The 17469-nt window shown below is 56.8% G+C and carries 14 protein-coding genes; 5 read left to right on the top strand and 9 right to left on the bottom strand.

The annotated features are described in order from the left end of the window. Positions 1–522: 522 nt before the first annotated feature. From glpA to BW974_RS08185, 4 genes are all read left to right on the top strand, one after another. Complete coding sequence (gene glpA / locus BW974_RS08170) at positions 523–2253, top strand: anaerobic glycerol-3-phosphate dehydrogenase subunit GlpA (RefSeq protein ID WP_076429616.1); 1731 nt, start codon at positions 523–525, stop codon at positions 2251–2253. Next, entirely contained in the window at positions 2243–3523 is a 1281-nt protein-coding gene (gene glpB / locus BW974_RS08175) for a glycerol-3-phosphate dehydrogenase subunit GlpB (RefSeq protein ID WP_076430307.1), read from the top strand. The genes glpA and glpB overlap by 11 nt, the downstream gene beginning before the upstream one ends. Then, positions 3520–4863 (top strand): anaerobic glycerol-3-phosphate dehydrogenase subunit C, encoded by a 1344-nt coding sequence (locus BW974_RS08180; protein WP_076429618.1) that lies wholly within the window; start codon positions 3520–3522, stop codon positions 4861–4863. The genes glpB and BW974_RS08180 overlap by 4 nt, the downstream gene beginning before the upstream one ends. Positions 4864–4973: 110 nt before the next feature. Next, on the top strand, positions 4974–5315 hold the full coding sequence (locus BW974_RS08185; protein WP_076429620.1) for a hypothetical protein: 342 nt from the start codon (positions 4974–4976) through the stop codon (positions 5313–5315). Here BW974_RS08185 and BW974_RS24605 read toward each other — a convergent pair. The 9 genes from BW974_RS24605 to BW974_RS08225 all read right to left on the bottom strand — a co-directional run bounded on the left by BW974_RS24605 (position 5296) and on the right by BW974_RS08225 (position 16435). Beyond that, positions 5296–5412 (bottom strand): rubrerythrin-like domain-containing protein, encoded by a 117-nt coding sequence (locus tag BW974_RS24605; protein ID WP_139328840.1) that lies wholly within the window; start codon positions 5410–5412, stop codon positions 5296–5298. The genes BW974_RS08185 and BW974_RS24605 overlap by 20 nt on opposite strands. 93 nt (positions 5413–5505) lie before the next feature. Then, a complete protein-coding gene (locus BW974_RS08190) occupies positions 5506–6438 on the bottom strand; it encodes a DUF368 domain-containing protein (RefSeq protein ID WP_076429622.1) in 933 nt (310 codons plus the stop codon). A 161-nt stretch (positions 6439–6599) separates the two neighbouring features. Beyond that, positions 6600–9665, bottom strand: coding sequence for an oligosaccharyl transferase, archaeosortase A system-associated (locus tag BW974_RS08195; protein ID WP_076429624.1), 3066 nt, complete (start codon positions 9663–9665; stop codon positions 6600–6602). Between the two features lie 53 nt (positions 9666–9718). After that, positions 9719–11194 carry an oligosaccharide flippase family protein gene (locus tag BW974_RS08200; RefSeq protein WP_076429626.1) on the bottom strand — a complete coding sequence of 492 codons (1476 nt, stop codon included), beginning with the start codon at positions 11192–11194 and terminating at the stop codon, positions 9719–9721. Positions 11195–11212: 18 nt separating this feature from the next. Beyond that, on the bottom strand, positions 11213–12148 hold the full coding sequence (locus tag BW974_RS08205) for a glycosyltransferase family 2 protein (RefSeq protein ID WP_076429628.1): 936 nt from the start codon (positions 12146–12148) through the stop codon (positions 11213–11215). Beyond that, positions 12141–13457, bottom strand: a complete 1317-nt coding sequence (locus BW974_RS08210) for a sulfatase-like hydrolase/transferase (protein ID WP_076429630.1) — start codon at positions 13455–13457, stop codon at positions 12141–12143. The genes BW974_RS08205 and BW974_RS08210 overlap by 8 nt, the downstream gene beginning before the upstream one ends. 3 nt (positions 13458–13460) lie before the next feature. Next, positions 13461–14138, bottom strand: coding sequence for a glycosyltransferase family 2 protein (locus BW974_RS08215; protein ID WP_076429632.1), 678 nt, complete (start codon positions 14136–14138; stop codon positions 13461–13463). A 3-nt stretch (positions 14139–14141) separates the two neighbouring features. Next, positions 14142–15296 (bottom strand): glycosyltransferase, encoded by a 1155-nt coding sequence (locus tag BW974_RS08220; protein ID WP_076429634.1) that lies wholly within the window; start codon positions 15294–15296, stop codon positions 14142–14144. Beyond that, positions 15293–16435 carry a glycosyltransferase gene (locus tag BW974_RS08225; protein WP_076429636.1) on the bottom strand — a complete coding sequence of 381 codons (1143 nt, stop codon included), beginning with the start codon at positions 16433–16435 and terminating at the stop codon, positions 15293–15295. Before BW974_RS08225 ends, BW974_RS08220 begins: the two co-directional genes overlap by 4 nt. Before the next feature lie 105 nt (positions 16436–16540). On the opposite strand from BW974_RS08225, the gene aglJ reads away from it, so the two are divergent. Further along, positions 16541–17452 (top strand): S-layer glycoprotein N-glycosyltransferase AglJ, encoded by a 912-nt coding sequence (gene aglJ / locus BW974_RS08230; protein WP_076429638.1) that lies wholly within the window; start codon positions 16541–16543, stop codon positions 17450–17452. Positions 17453–17469: the final 17 nt, after the last annotated feature.

Consider the following 17469-nt stretch of genomic DNA (forward strand, 5'->3'; position numbering starts at 1 on the left):
TTGAACTGCGACGAAAAGGAACTGACGCTGAGTTTCTGAAATTTGTTTCGCGGTGTTGTTTCCAAGATTTGTTTCATGGTGATGTTTCATGGTGTCGTTTACAAGTCACGACTCCAGTGAAACCGCCTCCGCACCGCACCTCGTCCTCCCCCAACCGATTCGTTCACTCGCTTTCGCTCGTTCACTCATCCCCCGCGCGGGCGACTGAAGTCGTCTTCGCGCGCCATGTTGGAAATCGAGTATCGCGCGAATCTTCACAAACCTTGTGGCGCGTGCGTCGGCAGACCTGAGGGTGTCCCGAAGGTCTGCCCGAGTTCACGCGAGGAATGAATGACGAAGGAATCGGTTGCGGTGTGATGACGGTAATTGGAGTCGTGACTTGGAAACAGCTCGAAGTAGGGTTCGAAGACTCATCGCCGATTAGCTGTCCCTTCGAATTGGCAACAGTATCCGGAAGCCGTCTTCTGATTCCCCCCGAAAATGGGCGGTATCGTAAAGTGGACTCCAACTAACTACCAAAACATGGCAAACGACGCCGAAGTGCTCGTCGTGGGGGGTGGCTCGACGGGCACGGGCATCGCCCGAGACCTCGCACTGCGGGGAGTTGACGTGACGCTGGTGGAGAAGGGCAATCTGACCCACGGAACGACGGGCCGGATGCACGGCCTGCTCCACAGCGGCGGCCGGTACGCCGTCTCCGACCAAGCCAGTGCGACGGAATGTATCGAAGAAAACCGCGTCCTCCGGGACATCGCCAGCCACTGCGTCGAGATGACAGGCGGACAGTTCGTCCAGTTGGAAGGCGACTCCGACGACTATTTCGAGGAAAAACTTCGGGGCTGTCGGGAGTGTGGTATCCCAGCGGAAGTCCTCACCGCGAAGGAAGCGCGGGAGCAAGAACCCTACCTGACGAAGGACGTAAAGCGTGCAATCTCGGTTCCCGACGGAGCCATCGACCCGTTCCGTCTCTGCGTGGCCAACGCCGCCGACGCGGAGATGCACGGCGCGCGAATCGAAACGCACGCGGAAGTGACCGACGTACTCGTGGACGGAAACGACGTGGTCGGCGTCGAAGTCCGCCACGAGAGCGGACCGGGCAAGCGCAACCACGCCAGACCGGGAACAACCGAAGAAATCCGGGCCGATTACGTGGTCAACGCGACCGGGGCATGGGCCGGGCAACTCGGCGAGATGGCGGGCGTGGATATCGAAGTTCGCCCGTCGAAGGGTGTCATGGTGGTGATGAACTGCCGACAAGTAGATACGGTCATCAACCACTGCCGACCGAAAGGCGACGCAGACATCATCGTCCCGCACGAGGTGACCGCGATTCTCGGAACGACGGACGAAGAGGTCGCCGACCCGGAGAACTACCCCGAAGAGGGCTGGGAAGTGGACATGATGATAGACCAATTGTCGAAACTCGTGCCCATCCTCCGTGATTCCCGAACCGTTCGGTCGTTCTGGGGCGTCCGTCCGCTGTACGAACCGCCGGGGACGGGAACCACAGACCCGACCGACATCACGCGGGATTTCTTCCTCTTAGACCACGAGGAGCGCGACGACCTGACTGGCCTGACCAGCATCGTCGGCGGGAAGTTCACCACGTATCGGGCGATGGCCGAGCAGATTTCAGACCACGTCTGCGGCCAACTCGGCGTCCGCGAAACATGCAGCACTGCCGACGAACCGCTCCCCGGAAGCGACGATTTTTCCGTCCTCCGCGATTACATGGACGAGTTCGGGATTCGCTCGCCAATCGGCAGGCGGAGCGTCCAGCGACTCGGCAGTCGGGCCGACGAAGTCCTCACGACGAACGGGCCGAATCCCGTTCTCTGCGAATGTGAAGCCGTCACACAAGCCGAAATTCAAGACGCAATCGACGGGTCGGGCACCGACTTGAACGCGGTTCGAATCCGAACCCGCGCCTCCATGGGTAACTGTCAGGGCGGCATCTGCTGTCATCGGATGGCGAACGAACTCCATCCGGAACACGATGAACCGACCGCCCGCGAAGCACTGGACGAACTGTTTCAGGAACGCTGGAAAGGCGAACGCCACGCCCTCTGGGGTGAACAGCTCTCACAGGCCGCGCTGAACTACGCGCTCCACGCGACGACGATGAACCGGGATGCTCCGGAGGCGAACGGAGAGCAGGACGCGGAAACGGACACCATCGACTTCTCGGCGTTCGACGCAGGTCGAAACAGCGAGAGAACCGTCGATGGCGACGGAGGAATCAATGGCGATTGAAGACGATGTCGTCGTCATCGGGGGCGGGTTGGCCGGAATGACAACCGCGCTGTCCGCGGCCCGCGAGGGGTCGCGGGTCAGACTGCTTTCGCACAAAGAGAGCACCCTGCGGTTCGCCAGCGGGCTTATCGACGTGCTGGGCTACGCCGGGAACGAAATCGTCTCGAATCCGTTCGAGACGATTTCGGAGTTGCCGGACGAACATCCCTACCGGAAAGTCGGCGAGTCCGGCGTCCGCGCCGGACTCGCCCTGTTCGATTCGGTGGCCGACTACGCGGGCGACCACACCGACAAAAACGCCCTCGTGCCGACCTTTGGCGGGCGAATCAAACCGACAGCGCGCTACCCGAAACACACTGCACCCGGATTGGCAAGCGACCAACGAGACACCCTGCTCGTCGGCTTCGAGACAATTGTTGACTTCGACGCCCCGCTGGCCGCGGAACATCTCGCGGAAACGGTTCCGTTCGACGTTCGCGGCGTGACGCTGTCGTTCCCCGGCGAGTTTCGAACCGACGCCAAAATCACCAGACTCGCCCACGCGCTGGACAAAAACGAGCGCGTCGAAATCGGAAGTAGCGAGAACGTCTCCCAGTCGGAACCGGTTCGAATCGCACTCGCCGAGCAAATCAAGCCACATCTCGGCGATGCGGAACGAATCGGCTTTCCCGCGATGTTGGGCGAAGACCATCCCGAGGACGTTCGGGCGACGCTCGAACGAAAGTTGGGCGTCGAGGTGTTCGAAATTCCGATGGGGCCGCCGAGTCTCCCCGGGATGCGCCTCGAAGCGCAGTTCGAAACCGCGCTGAAGGAGGCGGGCGTTCGAATCACGACCGGAAATCCGGTCGTGGATTTCGAGGGCGACGAGCGGATTTCGGCGGTCATCGTGGAGCGAAACGGCGCGCCGATTCCGTTTCACGGAGAACAGTTCGTGCTGGCGACCGGCGGACTGGTCGGGAAGGGAATCGACTCCGACCGCGAGGGCGTCCACGAACCGATTTTCGACTGCTACGTTCCTGCCCCCGAAGACCGATACGACTGGTCGGAAGAGGGAGCGTTCGACGACCATCGGTTCGCTCGATTCGGGGTGCAGGTAGACGACGAACTTCGCCCGCTCGATTCGGCGGACGAACCGGAGTTCGAGAACCTCCGCGCTGTCGGCGGCGTTCTCGGTAACTGCGACGTTTCGGCGGAGAAATCAGCAAGCGGCGTCTCGCTTTCGACCGGCGCTGTTGCGGGACGAAAGGCAAGCGACGAGGTGAATCCATGAGTGAAAAGGAAGCAGAATCACGAAATCCATCCGAACTGCAGGACGTATTCAGCGGCGAACCGATGGACCTCAGACCGGGGTCGGACGACTGTTACAAATGCTCCACCTGCGACACGGAGTGCCCGGTCGCGGAAGTTGACGACGACTTCCCCGGGCCGAAGTTCCAGGGGCCGGAGCAGTGGCGACTCAAGCGCAAGGACGACCACGACATCGACGATTCGGTGATGTCCTGTTCGAACTGCATGCGCTGTGATAACGCCTGTCCATCCGAAGTGCCGCTCTCCCAGATGCACAACACGGCCCGCGGCGAGTACGTTGACGAACAGATGTCGAAGTTCTCGCGCGAGTACATCCGAAACCGGATTCTGTCGAACTACGGCAGACTCGCGCCCCTTGCCTCTAAATTCCCGCGACTGACGAACTTCGTCATGGGACTGTCCGTGACGAAGTTCGTGAACGAGAAAGTGATGGGAATCACCAGCCAGCGCGACTTCCCCGAATTTGCCACGGAGACGTTTACGGATTGGTGGGAGAAGCGAGGCAGCGAAGCCACCTCGAAAAAGCGAGCGCGGGAGGCGCGGGCAGAACGCGGCGAGGTGGCAGAAAACGACGACAAGCGAGTCGCCTACTTCCACGGCGACTACTCGAATTACAACACGCCGGAGGTGGCGAAATCGATGGTTCGCGTCTTCGAGCAGTTCGGCTACGAAGTCGCCGTTCCCGACCAGCGCTGTTCCGGCACGCCGATGTTCGCCAACGGTATGATGGACGACGCGCGCCGGGCCGCGAAGTTCAACATCGAAACCTTCGCCGCCTTGGTCGAGCAGGGCTACGACGTGATTTGCTCGTGTACGTCCTGTTCGATGGCGCTCAGGCAGGAGTACCCCGAACTCTACTCGTTCGACGGAACCGCGAAGGTCGCCGCGAACACCTTCGAAGCCCTCGAATATCTCCGCGTTCACGAGGATTTGGAGGGTGAACTCGCCGATTCGTCGGTTCCGGAATCCGAGTTCGGCGAACTGGCCTACCACGCGCCGTGCCACGCCAGAAATCAGGGACTCGACGGGCAGGCCGTCGAACTGCTGTCCGCACTCGACGGCACCGACCCGGTGGACGTGGGCGACTCCTGTTCGGGTATCAGCGGCACCTACGGCTGGAAATCGGAGAAGTACGACACGTCGATGAAAATCGGCGACGAGATGTTCGAGCACATGGAAGACGTAGAAAGCGAAACGGGAATGACCGAATGTCCGACCTGCGCGATGCAGATGAACCACGGGACGGGCTACGACATTCGCCATCCGCTCGAAGTGCTGGATTCGGCGCTCGTGGACGCCTAAAGCCACAGCATTCGATTTCTTCACGCCAGTAAATCAGGGACATCGAACTCAATACCTCTAAATATCACTCCGAAGTAACGTTTTAGCCGACTCGGTGACTGCATACTCCCGTGTTCGATAGCCTTCACCGCGAACTCGCGCTGTTCGAGCGTGCAGTGCAGATACTCAAACTCGTCCGGGAGAACGACCCAGTTGGTATTCGTCGTCTGTCACGCCAATCGGGACACGAACACCACGAAACCCGCGCCGCGCTTGGGATGCTGGAAGACGAGGGATACATCGAAGCGACGCCGGAGGGAGCAGTTCCGACGGAAGAAGCGGAGACGTTTCTAACTGAGTTGGACGAGTCGCTCGACGACGTTTCAACACGAATCGAAGCACTCGCGTCCTGTCACCTCTCACGGTCAGCCGAACTCACCCAACCGCCCGAATTTACTCACGCGAAACGCTGACGTTTCGCATCTCCCCGCCACAGTCCGGACACTCGCCGGGATGCTTGAGCGCGCTCACGCGGTTGCCACACTGTTCGCACTCGTAGGTTGCAGTCATCTCAGTAGAGATACGTCGGCAAGTCAGTTAACTCTGATTCACGTCGAAAATTCGGTTTGCGTCGAAAACAACCCCGCCAATAGCCGAATCGAGTCAGTAATCGAGGTCGTCGGTGTAGCGGTCAAGGAGAAGGACTGCACCACCACCGACGAGCGCGGCGAAAACCGCACCGCCGAGAACGGTCGGCGTCCACGCGAACGTATCCGCTCCGAATATCTTTTCGACGGGGAACCGAAGCGCCCCGACCATCAGACTGACGAGGAACGTGAGTGTCGCCGCGCGATAATGGTCGAGCGCCCACGCGACGACCTTCGAAATCGTCAGTACGCCGATTCCGGCACCGACCATGAACGTGATGACAACGGAACCCGGCGCGACGAGAGCATCGACCGAACCGCCGTTTGCGAGTCCGAGAACCGCGTCTTTGAACCCGTGTAAGTTGTTCGAGAGATATTCGTACTGGCCGAGGAGATAGAGTATGAGTGCCCCGGAAATGCCCGGCAGCACCATCGCGCTGATGGCAATCATGCCCGTGAAAAAGATGAGCGGGAGTGGAGTCGCACCGCCGGTTTTCTCGACCGCACCGGCCACGAGAAACGCGAGGACGAACCCGGCGATGGCCGCGCCGATTTGGCCCGGCGTCTCGACCGAAACTTCATCGTAGAGGACGATGGCCGACGCCGCGATGAGGCCGAAGAAGAAGGCAAAGAGGAGCACCGGAACCTGTTCGCTCGCGAGCGTTACCAATCCGGTGACCGTCAGAATTGCGGTTGCGATTCCGGCACCGAGGGCGAGCAGGAACGGTAAGTCCATCTCTTCGAGCATCGCCAGAACCTTCGCCCGTTCGTCCGGGTTGTGTATCTGGAACACGCTCGTTACAATTTTGGGATTGAACGATGCGACTGCCGAAATGAGTCGCTCGTAGATTCCCGTGATGAGGGCAATCGTCCCGCCGGAGACGCCGGGCACCGCGTCGGCGGCACCCATGCAGATCCCCTTCAGGTAAATCGTCAAGAGGGCGCGCATTGCTCCGGGGTTTCCGGGCCAATCAAAAAACGATTCCCATCCACGCTCGACGGTACTCGATTCTCGCTCGTCTCTCGTCACTGCCACTCGCTACGAGAAGCATGAATATGAGGATAGGGGCCGGAGACGAATCAAACGAAAAAACGAAACCGATTGCTGGTTCAGTCGCGCCGAGCGATGACCAACGTCGCCGCATACGCACCGACGAGACTGCCTCGCGTCAGCGGCGACGCGGGGCCGGGAAGCGAGTTCGACTCGTTTCCTGTCGAGTTGTTGCCGACCGAACCGTTTCCGGCAGACGAGTTGTCTCCCGTCTGATTGCCGGGGTCACTCGGGCCTGCGGAGTTGTTGCCGGTCGAATTGTTCGCGCCTTCCACCGGAATCGTCTGCTGTTGGTCAACCGACACTGTGACGGGACTGTCATCCTCGCCGAGCACTTGGGCTTCCGAAACCTGTGCTGTGCCGTTCGTGAACTCGAAGCCGTCCTCGCCAGCGGTCTGTGGCGTTCGGAACTCATATGGCCCGGTCGCACGGACGCTGACGTTCGTGTAGCCTTCGTCAGTTCCCCACTGGTCGTAGCCAGTCGTGGAGTACGGCAGGGTCATCGTGAACTCGCCGTTCTCGTCGGTCTGAGCCATCTGCGTGTAGGTGAACGCACTTCCAGTGTCGGTCTGCATCCGAACCGAGGCGGTGATGTTGGTGTTCGCGGGGCCGGTTCCTTCCACCGTTGCACCCTCGACTCGCTCGAAGGTCTTCACCCACGATGGCGACGTGCGGAAGTAATCCTGTGTGGAGACGCCTGCTTGTTGGAGCAGTCCCACCCGCTGACTAAGCACCTGATAGTGCGACGGAACCTGCGTCGATTGTGACTGACTCTCTTTCACGACGCGGTAGTGTTCCATCGCCGGGATGCGCTCGCTCGGATACGGCCCGATACCGCCGATTTGCGCACTCCCGTCCTCTCTGACGTATTTACGGGCTTCCTGCATCGTGTCGAACCGCTTTACGACCGTGTCGTTCGCGTTTTGCGAGAGGGCACTTGGAGCGACCTTGAGGGGTTGTCCGTCCTGTCCTTGCGTCGTTTTCCAGTCCAGCACGATTGGTCTTGGCTCGACCGCGCTTCCGTGATAGCGGTACAGTCGAACCATCTGGCTGTCGTAGTACGGCTGTTTGTGTTGGGCGATTCGGCTCTGTCGGGTGTAGATGGAATCGTAGTAGTCGCCCGCCGAGGCGTCGTCTTTGAACACCGTCGGCGCGAAGAACTTCACGTTCCCTGGCTGGCCGTTCGTTTCGACCATCTTCCAGTCGACCATCACGTACTTGGTCTGCTCGTTTTCGTCACCGAGGTTGTTCAGCACTTCGTTCGCCTCGGATTCGTTCTGGGCAAGCAGGTAGTTCGCGGCAGTGGTCGCTCCTTCTTGGAACGGGTTGGCGTTCGGGATTCGCTCACCTTCGACCGTAATCCAGTGACCGTAGTCCCACCACGACATGACGCCGTAGCTTCCCTCCGGATAGTCGTAATCGCCGTCACCTTCCGTGTAGGTGCCGTAATACTCCATCGAGTTTCCGGCACCGCCGTAGTTGCCTTCCTGTGGCGTGTTGGTCTGCATCCACTCCAGTGTGCCATCCCACTGGGTAACAGCACCGGGAGCGGTGCTGTTACCCGTCTGAGCCGCGGTGGCCGTCTGGCCGTTGCCGACCTGTACCGGCATGACCAATCCGGGGATGACGAGCATCACGACGAAAACGACCGCCAGCACTTGATACATCTCGACGTTCCGAATCGTATCGCGCGTCGCGCTGTCGAATCCGACCGCCCCGAGAATCCATCCGAGGAGGTAGGCGTTCAGCACTGCGACCGGAACTGCGAGATAGTAGTTGAATCGAACCTGCGTGAACGCGGCGGCGGTGATGAAGGCGGCCCAGACGAGGACGAGGAGCTTTTCGGCCTCGTGTTCGTCTGCCGAAACCGCGCGCCAGACCATCACCAGCGCGCCGAGAATGGCGGTGAAGAACATCAGGCCGTACTGCGGGATAACCGCCGACGAAAGCGACTGTGATCCTTGCAGGAACGGTTGTGCCTCACCGATGGTTCGCTGTGCCGCGCCCGCGTTGAACCCGACGAACCGAACCAGATTCGTCTGAATCAGATTGAACAGGTTCGGGAGCGCCACGTAGACGAGTAGGGTTCCGATGCCGAGAATGCCGAAGATGGCGACCGGATACAGCATCGGCGAAACATCTCGGTCGTCCCACTCGCGCGCCAACCACGTCATAAATCCTGCGCCAATCGAGACGGCGAACGCCATGAGCGGTTGGAGGATGGAGAACTTCGTCGCGCTGAACGAAATCGTTCCGAGCGGAACGAGCAAAAGGAGGCCCGTCACACCCATGCTGACCGAAGCGACAAAGGCGAGATGGTCGGGGCTGATGCCGCGGACGTAATCCGCGGTCAGTTTCAGCATGAAGAAGACGCCGAAGATGCCGATGAGGAGAATACCCGGCGGCCACGTCCAGAGGTAGAGTGCGGTCGCAACACCTGCGAGGACACTGTAACCGAGTGGGCGGCGAACCGCCGCGAAATCACGGTCGGCCAGAAGTTCGAAGACGGGGCGTTCCCGTTCGGCAATCGAAACGGCGACCATCATCGCCAGCACGGCGAGGGTCTGGAAGAACGGCTCTACGACGTTGTGGTCGGCGAACCCGACCAATCCACGGCGGAGGAACTCACCCGGAATCAACGCGAGGACGAGGACGCCGAATACACCGCCAAGACGGCCACCGAGTCGCTTTCCGACGAAGTAGGTCGGAACCGCGACGAGCGTACCGAACACCGCCGGAGCGACCAGTAGCGTCAGCGCGACCGTTTGCTGCGATGGGTCGCCGAGCCCCACGATTAGCGCGGCAGTTGCGACGAGTTGGTCGTAAAGCGTCCCGAACTGCCCGACGCTCGTCCCTTGGGGGTAGTACGTCCACGGGTCGAACGGCATCGTCGCGGGCCAGTTGTTGACTGTGTACTGTACTTGTCGGAGATGGTACCATGCGTCGTTACCGGCGAAGAACACCTCGCCGTTGCGGGTGAACCTATCGTAGGACTGCAGGCGAACCCACAACATGAATCCCAGCAGGAGCGCGAGCGCAGGAATGTGATACCAGTCTTCTATCTGGTCGAGGACGGAGTCAGCGAGATTGGAGGACTCCTCGACCTGTTCTGTGCCTTGGCTCATCGAATGAAAGGTCTGGCAAAGTGGGGATAAGCCTTATGATGGCGCTCTGGTGGTTACCAATTTAGGAAGCGTCTTGGGATGTATGTTTCGAGCCGAGAGCCATCCAGAACACTGCCAACAGTAGTACGCATCGCTGGACTCACAACTAACAATACACCTACGTAGGTTGTCACACCGACTGCGAGCAGTATTCCGAGGTCAAACCACGACCGAACGACTACGACCCGACCGACCGCAGAGACGACGAAAAACATTAGCGCACCCACACCTATCTGTGTACGCAGTGGTCGTGGAAAGAGTTTGACCGACGGAACCTCCCGTTTGACGACGTATGCCGTGGAGACGTAAATGAAGCTTTCAGCGACGATAGTTGCAACGACGACACCGATAGCACCAAATTGGTGCGTAAGAACGACACCGAGGAGGATATTGGCCGCCAATGCAATACTGGAAATCCGCATATTAACATCCGGCCTGTCGAGACCGTTCATTGTCTGACTAAGAGGGGTCGTTTGTGTCGAAACGAAACGATAGGCTGCGATACCTGCGATAAGCGATGCCCCGAGCGTGTACTTCGGCCCGTACACCGTCACGACGAGTGCCTTCGGAATCGAGAGTGCGCCAAAGAGTATCGGTATGGCGAGGATGCTCGCAAACGAGATTGTGTTTGTGATTTCTTGCCCCACCGTCCGTCCTTCGCTCGCCAGTCTGCTCACTCGGGGCATCAGACCACTTCCTGCGAGCGTTGCGACAAACGTTGCGGGCATCGTCAACTGGGCCGCCACTTCGTAGTTGGCCGCGGTTGCAGGCACCAGTAGAACACCCAACAAAATCATATCAAAACGGTTGTAAAGCGTCGCAAAAAAGTCGGTGGGTATGCTATATCGAGCATACCGAAAAAGACTCCGAAGGGTACCGAGCGACGGAATTGTAGGCCGTACCCGGAGATAGAAGATGATAATAGGAAACGTCACTGCCGTCGCTCCTACGAGTCCGTACACCATTCCGTCTGCTCCGTACCCCGCAAAGACAAAAACGAAGACGATCTGCAACGGAAGCGTAAGATATGAACGAAGTGCATCGATCCATGTCGCAATTCCGATTTGACCTCTTGCTTTCAGAACGCGGTCGAACGACTCGTAGTTCGACTCTGACACAAGTAGTATCACGAACAGGAGCGGTGCCATTGTAAGACCACTGTACGAACGCAAATTGTCCGCAAGCAGTAGCGCCACACCAGACGCGAAAAGAATCCAAACCGCGTTGAACAAGAACTGGGCACCAATAATCTCCCGTCGTTTTGTCGCGTCCTCGGAGAATCGTTTCTTGCTTGCTGTTGCCCATCCGGTTAATGGTCTGTCGGCGAGTTTCGTCGCTCCGAACAAGAGATAGTAGCCCCCGAACATCGTCGGGCCGAGTTCCCGTGCGAAGAGGATGCTTGCGAAAAACCCGGTTGCCGCCATTGCAAATTTGGCGATGGTCGCTTTCGCTGTCTCGCTCCCAAGATTCACGTCCGTTGCTTCGGTCATTGTATTATTTTCGCAAGCTTATAATTTTGAAATATTTATATTTGAACAACTTGACGAGATAGTATCTATTGTTGACTCAAGAATAGAGTAACCTCGTTCTCCAACCAACGAACGGATAAACAAGCGGTAAAACGGCCATTCGAACGGATACGCAACGATAGCTTGAGTCGCATAGTACAGTGCTCGGGGGCGGTTTCCGGCATCGTGTGCCATCTTCCCGAACTTACGATACTTCCATCCGGAAACAAACCGCCCCCCGTGCCGGTCGACGACAGCGTCATATTTTTTCAGCAATCGAGGATAAGCAATCGTTTTTGCAGTTTCGAAATTCCCGCTCATTTTGTTTGGAGAATCGATAGCATACTTGACAAGTGGTTCCTCTACGCAACCGATTTTGAACTCCAGTGCAACACGAAGATACCACTCACGGTCTTCCCACAATGGAAACTGTTCTGAAAAGTTTCCAACTATCTCTAATGCGTGTTTAGAAACGATGACTCCTGACGGTGGACCGACAACGTTTCTACAAAGTAGTTTCTTTACTACGTCCCCATCTATATCCGTTTTCGCCACATTTCGGATGTTGCCATTTTCCCAGACCATGTATCGCCAACAGGTACATAATTCAACATCTCTGTTTTGTATTGCCGTAACCTGTTTTTCGAGTTTCGTCTTTAACCATTGGTCATCATCGTCCAAGAACGCAACATATTTTCCATTCGCAGACCGGATTCCTTCATTTCGGGCGTGCGACAATCCACATGGATCACCATGATAGATATATCGTACATTGTCAATTTCTGCGACCGCTTCGTTATATTTATCCGAATCATCAACGACTATGAGTTGGATATTTGAGTACGTCTGGTCAAGTACACTCTCAACTGCACGTATTACTCGTTTAGGTCGGTTATATGTCGCGATAACGACACTGACGAGAGGAATTTCAGGCATAACCAAGATCTTCGAGTCGTCCGAGAATCTCATCGTCAAGATCTTGTTTCTCGTTATCTACCGATCGCTTATCACGTTCGACAAGCAAGGTTTCCAGTCGATCACGGGCACTGGAGTACGGTGATGTTCCAAACTCTTCCCAGCCTTCGAATGTTTCGTAGCCGTAGAAATCCCCAGTAACAAGACCGCCTAATTCATCATCCATATGCGACAAATCATCAAAACCTTTGTTCTGTAATGCAAGATAATTTCGCTCACAAAGTCCGTGGTACTCAACTACGAATTCCCCATCATCCGTAATGCTAAGTAGGTCCCTTCCGCGAGAGTTTGTTTCTATACCTGCGGAGTGGAGAGTTGTTTGATAGACATCGCAGAGATTTACCGATTCGCTAATCTCGACATTGGAACCATTCCCAGTATATATCGATAGTGGGACATTTGTCAACTCTGGATGCAAGCCATACAGATGCCCCCAAGCATCATGCTCTCCAAGGAGTTCTCCGTGATCACCAACAGTTATGATGGTATCAAAATCCGCGCGTAGACTGTCGAAAACCTGTCTATAGATGTGAGAAAGATATCGAACACTATCATCATATGCAGTTTTGATATCCTTCGGTGGGTCACTCGGACGATCCATGCTCGCATACAGAGTATCGATATTTACGTCAACCGATTTGAAAGGCTTCGGAGGATCGTATGGAGCATGTGCCTCCATGAGATTGACAAAGAGAAATTCTTTCTCGCCAAACTCCGCGTTTTGAATCAAGTCAAGTGCCATCTCTGCACCTCCGGAGACGACTTTACTGCCAATACCCATATCACGAAGTTTCAATTTGACACCATGTTTAACCGAAGGTAACGTTCGATAGTCGCCAAAGACACATCGCTTTAGTGCGATAGCAAAGCGTTCATATCCCATGTCTCGACTTTCCGCAATGAATTTCTCCCAATCAAACATCCCCTCTTCGAGGCCTTCAAGGCGGAAATTACCTTTGAAATCATCGAATCCTCGGTGAGCTTCGAACGCTGGAGAAATATTCGGATTCGCACTGAACGCTCGCGTTGTGTAATCGTTGTTTGATAATGTCTCCGCAAGTAATGGTTCCTCACAGTCAAAGCTCTGTGAACCTGCATGAATTCCAACCTCACTCGCGTATTTACCCGTAAACAGGGATGCGTGTGCGGGAACTGTCCAGTGACTCGTACTCCACGCATTCTCGTATCTGCGACCAGGAAGCCAATCGAAATGTTCGTCGAATTTGTCTTTACGCAGTGTATCTAAAACGATGAGTGCAATGTTTGTCATTATTTATTTCCGGTAACGAATGGCGTCTACGGATTCCCAGATTCCTTTCCGCCACAGCCAATCATTTATTCGGCCTATCGTTGTATCTGGTATAATAACGTTTTCGTATCGAGTGGGGAACTCCGTTCGCAGTTTAGATTCCATTTCGCAGTCAATAGTCGCTCGTGGCAGTTTGGGATGTACCATCCGAACGCTGTCGCTGTACCGACAGTCTCCGTCGGCATCACGCTCCATTCGCCAACCAAATTCTGTATCGTCACGCCATCCAGCGTAGTCGCTGTTGAAGCCATCTACTGCCAGCGCTGTATCCCGTTTGAATGATAAGTTACAACCGACGTACTTTCGAACGCCGCCGTACGTTCGACCTCCTCCGACTCCTCCTTCGAGGCAAACGAGGTTCGGATGCGAGTCGAACTCGGCTAGGACGTTCGAGAGCCATTCCTTCTCGGGGCGGCAGTCATCGTCGGTTAGTGCGACGATGTCAGAATTTGCGGCCTCTATCCCCGCATTTCTCGCCTCACATATGTCGAGATTCGCGTCGTTTACGACGATAGCTTCAAAGCTATTGATGTTCTGTAATTCGAGATGCGAAATGACTTCTTCGTGACTGTTCGACGGTATCGTTGGAATCACGACCGAGAGCTTCGGTTGTGACGCGGTGATAACGCGCTCTATTGTCATCCGTTAGTCCTCCAGAGGCATTCGTTTGACAACACTCCGTAATCCGTGCTGAAACGCTTCATATCGGTATTTTTCGGCGTGCTCCTGAATCACGTCGCAATTGTACGTACTCGGGTCGAAGCTTCGAACCGTATCACGAATCGATTCCACGTTCGGTTCAAACAGTTCGCCGCTCACACCCTCCTCAACTTGGTACTTCGTGAACCCCTCGTTCACGCCGAGGAGTGGCTTTCCGGCCATCAATGCTTCCGCACCGACGAGGCCGAAGTCCTCCTGCACTGGTGCGTAAATCACACCGGTCGAACGAGCGACCAGCGATTCAATATCGCCTACGAACCCTCGGACTTCGATGTTGTCGTGACCTCGTGCAATCCGTTCGAGTTTTTCCTTATCGGCACCATCTCCAGCAATGACGAGTCGCTCGTCCAGTTCCGTAAACGCCTCCGCGAGCAGTGGCATTCGTTTTTCGGGCGCGAGTCGTGACCACGTGATAAAGTAGCCATTGTCGCCATCGTTGCGCCAGCCGCCGGTTACCGGGGGGTAGATGACCTCCGCGTCGCGATGATAATATCGGCGAATACGGTCGCGGATGAGTTCACTATTGGCGACGAACGTATCGACGTAGTCGTTCGCTTCCTTGTCCAACGCGCGCCACCACTTCGCGTATGTCTTCAGCGCGAACCGAACGCCGGGATAGTCGAACGAACTCATCCGGTCACGATAGAGGTCGTACAGCCATCGCGGCGGACTGTGTGGATAGTGGATAATCGTCTGATCAACGGTCGGAACGTAGTGTTTGGACAGCGGGGCGCTCTCCAGAATCACATCGTATCGCGTGAGGTCGGGATGCGCATCGGTCATGTCCATCGCCACGGACAGCGTTTCAAACGGGTTCGAACCTTCGTTTTTCCATGCGAGGAGATGTTTCGACAGACCACGTGCGTACTTTTTTTGCTTGATTGGGATGACACGTACGTCGTCCGGAATCTCCGTTCCGGGATAGACGTACATCGTATAAATCGGCGCGTCGAGTGTCCGAGCAGCTTCGATGGCGAACTTTTCCCCGCCACCGATCTGTGGGAATCGGTCGTGGAGAATGGCGACGGAGGGAGAGGTATCGGACTCTGAATCGTGCGAACCCGAATCCGTCTCGCTCATTCGAACGCCTCCCGCAGTTCCTCATCAATCTCCCACGTTCCGTCGCCCTCACCACGCAGTAGTTCCAAACTCGCACGGAACAGCGACACCTGCGCGTCGAAAATCGCGTACAGCGGTTGCAGCGGTCCGAGTCGGTCGTTTCCGCCCAATCGAACGAAGGCCGCCAGCGCGCCGGGGACGGCCAATCCGAACGGCCCCGTCGCAACCAGCGCAGCACCGGTCAGCAATCCAATTCCCAGCGCGACCAACCACGGAGAGACGATCATGAACCACCAGTTGAACGGAAGCACGAATCCGCCGTAGTTGCCATACTTTCCGAGGGCGTCACGGTGCTGGAACAGCAGTCGAATCAGACCCATTCCGCGCCGGTCTTTCTGCAATCTACGCTTTTTGAAATCGGAGTGTGAGGCCTCGCTGTACCGAATCTCTGGGTCGAAGACGACGCGCTTTCCGTTTCGGCGAATCTTCAACGCGAGTTCGGTGTCGTCCGCCAGCGAGTTCGGGTCGAGGGGAACGATGGCATCGTTTTCGAACGCCGAAAACGGCCCGTGGAAGATGAGCGTCGAATCGAGATGGGATTCGAGCGTCTGGACGTGCGCCTGCACGCCGCGGTAGCCTTCCTCGACTTCGCTCCCGCCGAGAACGTCCGCGTTCTGTCCGGTAACTGCCGCGACCTCGGGGTCGGCAAGATTCGCTGCGGCAACGCGGAGGGCGTCGTTTGCGACGAACGAATCGCAGTCGGTCTTCACGACCATTTCGTGTTTCGCGGCGGCGTATGCGTCGTTGAGCGCCGGGGCGAGGCCGCGGCGCTCTTTCTCCTTGATGAGATTCAGCGAGGGAGCCTCGTGGTCGGCGAGGTACTCACGAATCAGGTCGGGCGTCTCGTCGTCGCTCGAATCGACGACCACGAGTTCGACTTTCTCCATGGGGTAGTCGAGTTCGAAAAGGTCGTCCAGTTTTTTCTGGATAATGTCTGCCTCGTTGTACGTCGGCAGAATGATACTGACAGTTGGCTCCGTCGCTTGTTTTTCTGCGGGCGACCCGTCAGGACGAATCAGCCCGTACAGCGCGAGAAAGGCGAGATAGGGGATTGCGGCGACCGCGACGACGACCGCGGCAGCCTTCGCAAGCCGGTTCATATTCGGTGGTTGGGCGGTTTGTTTTAAACATCTATGGATTGTCCCGGTCGGAAATCCGAGAGGAAAAGGTTGGGCTTTTAGCCCCCGGTGTCTATCTCCCCGACAATGCCCGACTCCGAGGACGTGTGCGTGCTCATCCCGACGCTGAACGAAGCCGAAACTATCGGTGAGGTTATCGACGGGTTTCAGGAGCAGGGCTTTTCGAACGTTCTCGTCGTAGACGGTAACTCCGACGACGAGACGCAGGAAATCGCGCGGAACCGCGACGCTCGTGTCATCGTACAGTCAGGGGTCGGAAAGGGCCAGGCGGTCCGTGAAGGCATCGAGAACGTCGAAACCGAGTATTTCCTGATGTTAGACGGCGACGGGACGTACAACCCGGATGATGCCGACGTGATGCTTAAACCGTTAGACGATGGCTACGAACACGTCATCGGGAACCGATTCGCCAACATGGAAAACGGGTCGATGACTAAACTGAATCGGTTCGGCAACCGAATCATCAATCAGGCGTTTTCGGTCATTCACGGCCGGGATTTCGGCGACATTCTCAGCGGCTATCGAGCTTTCTCCCGAAAGTCAGCGGAGCGCGCCTATCTCACGTCCGACGGGTTCGGTGTCGAAACCGAACTGGCCGTCGAATGCGTAAAACACAGCGTTCCGACGACAGTGGTTCCGATTACCTACGAAGAGCGCCCCGACGAATCGGAGACAAACCTCCACCCAATCTGGGACGGCGGGGACATTATCATGACGCTCTATCAGTTGGCCAAGACGAACAACCCGCTCTTCTATTTCGGAAGCGTGGGAATGTTGAGCGGCCTTATGGGGGTCATCATCGGCATCTACGTCGGCGTGGAGTGGTTCATTCCGCCGCGCGTCTCGCACGAAGTCCTCGCCGTCGTCTCCGGAGTCGCCATCATTTTCGGCGTACAACTGCTCATGTTCGGCGTGCTGTCGGATATGATAGTCACGCTTCACCGAGAACAGATGCGGCGGATGGACGAACGGCGATAAAATCGCCGTTCTCGTTT

Source organism: Haladaptatus litoreus, from assembly GCF_900156425.1.
GTDB lineage: Archaea > Halobacteriota > Halobacteria > Halobacteriales > Haladaptataceae > Haladaptatus > Haladaptatus litoreus.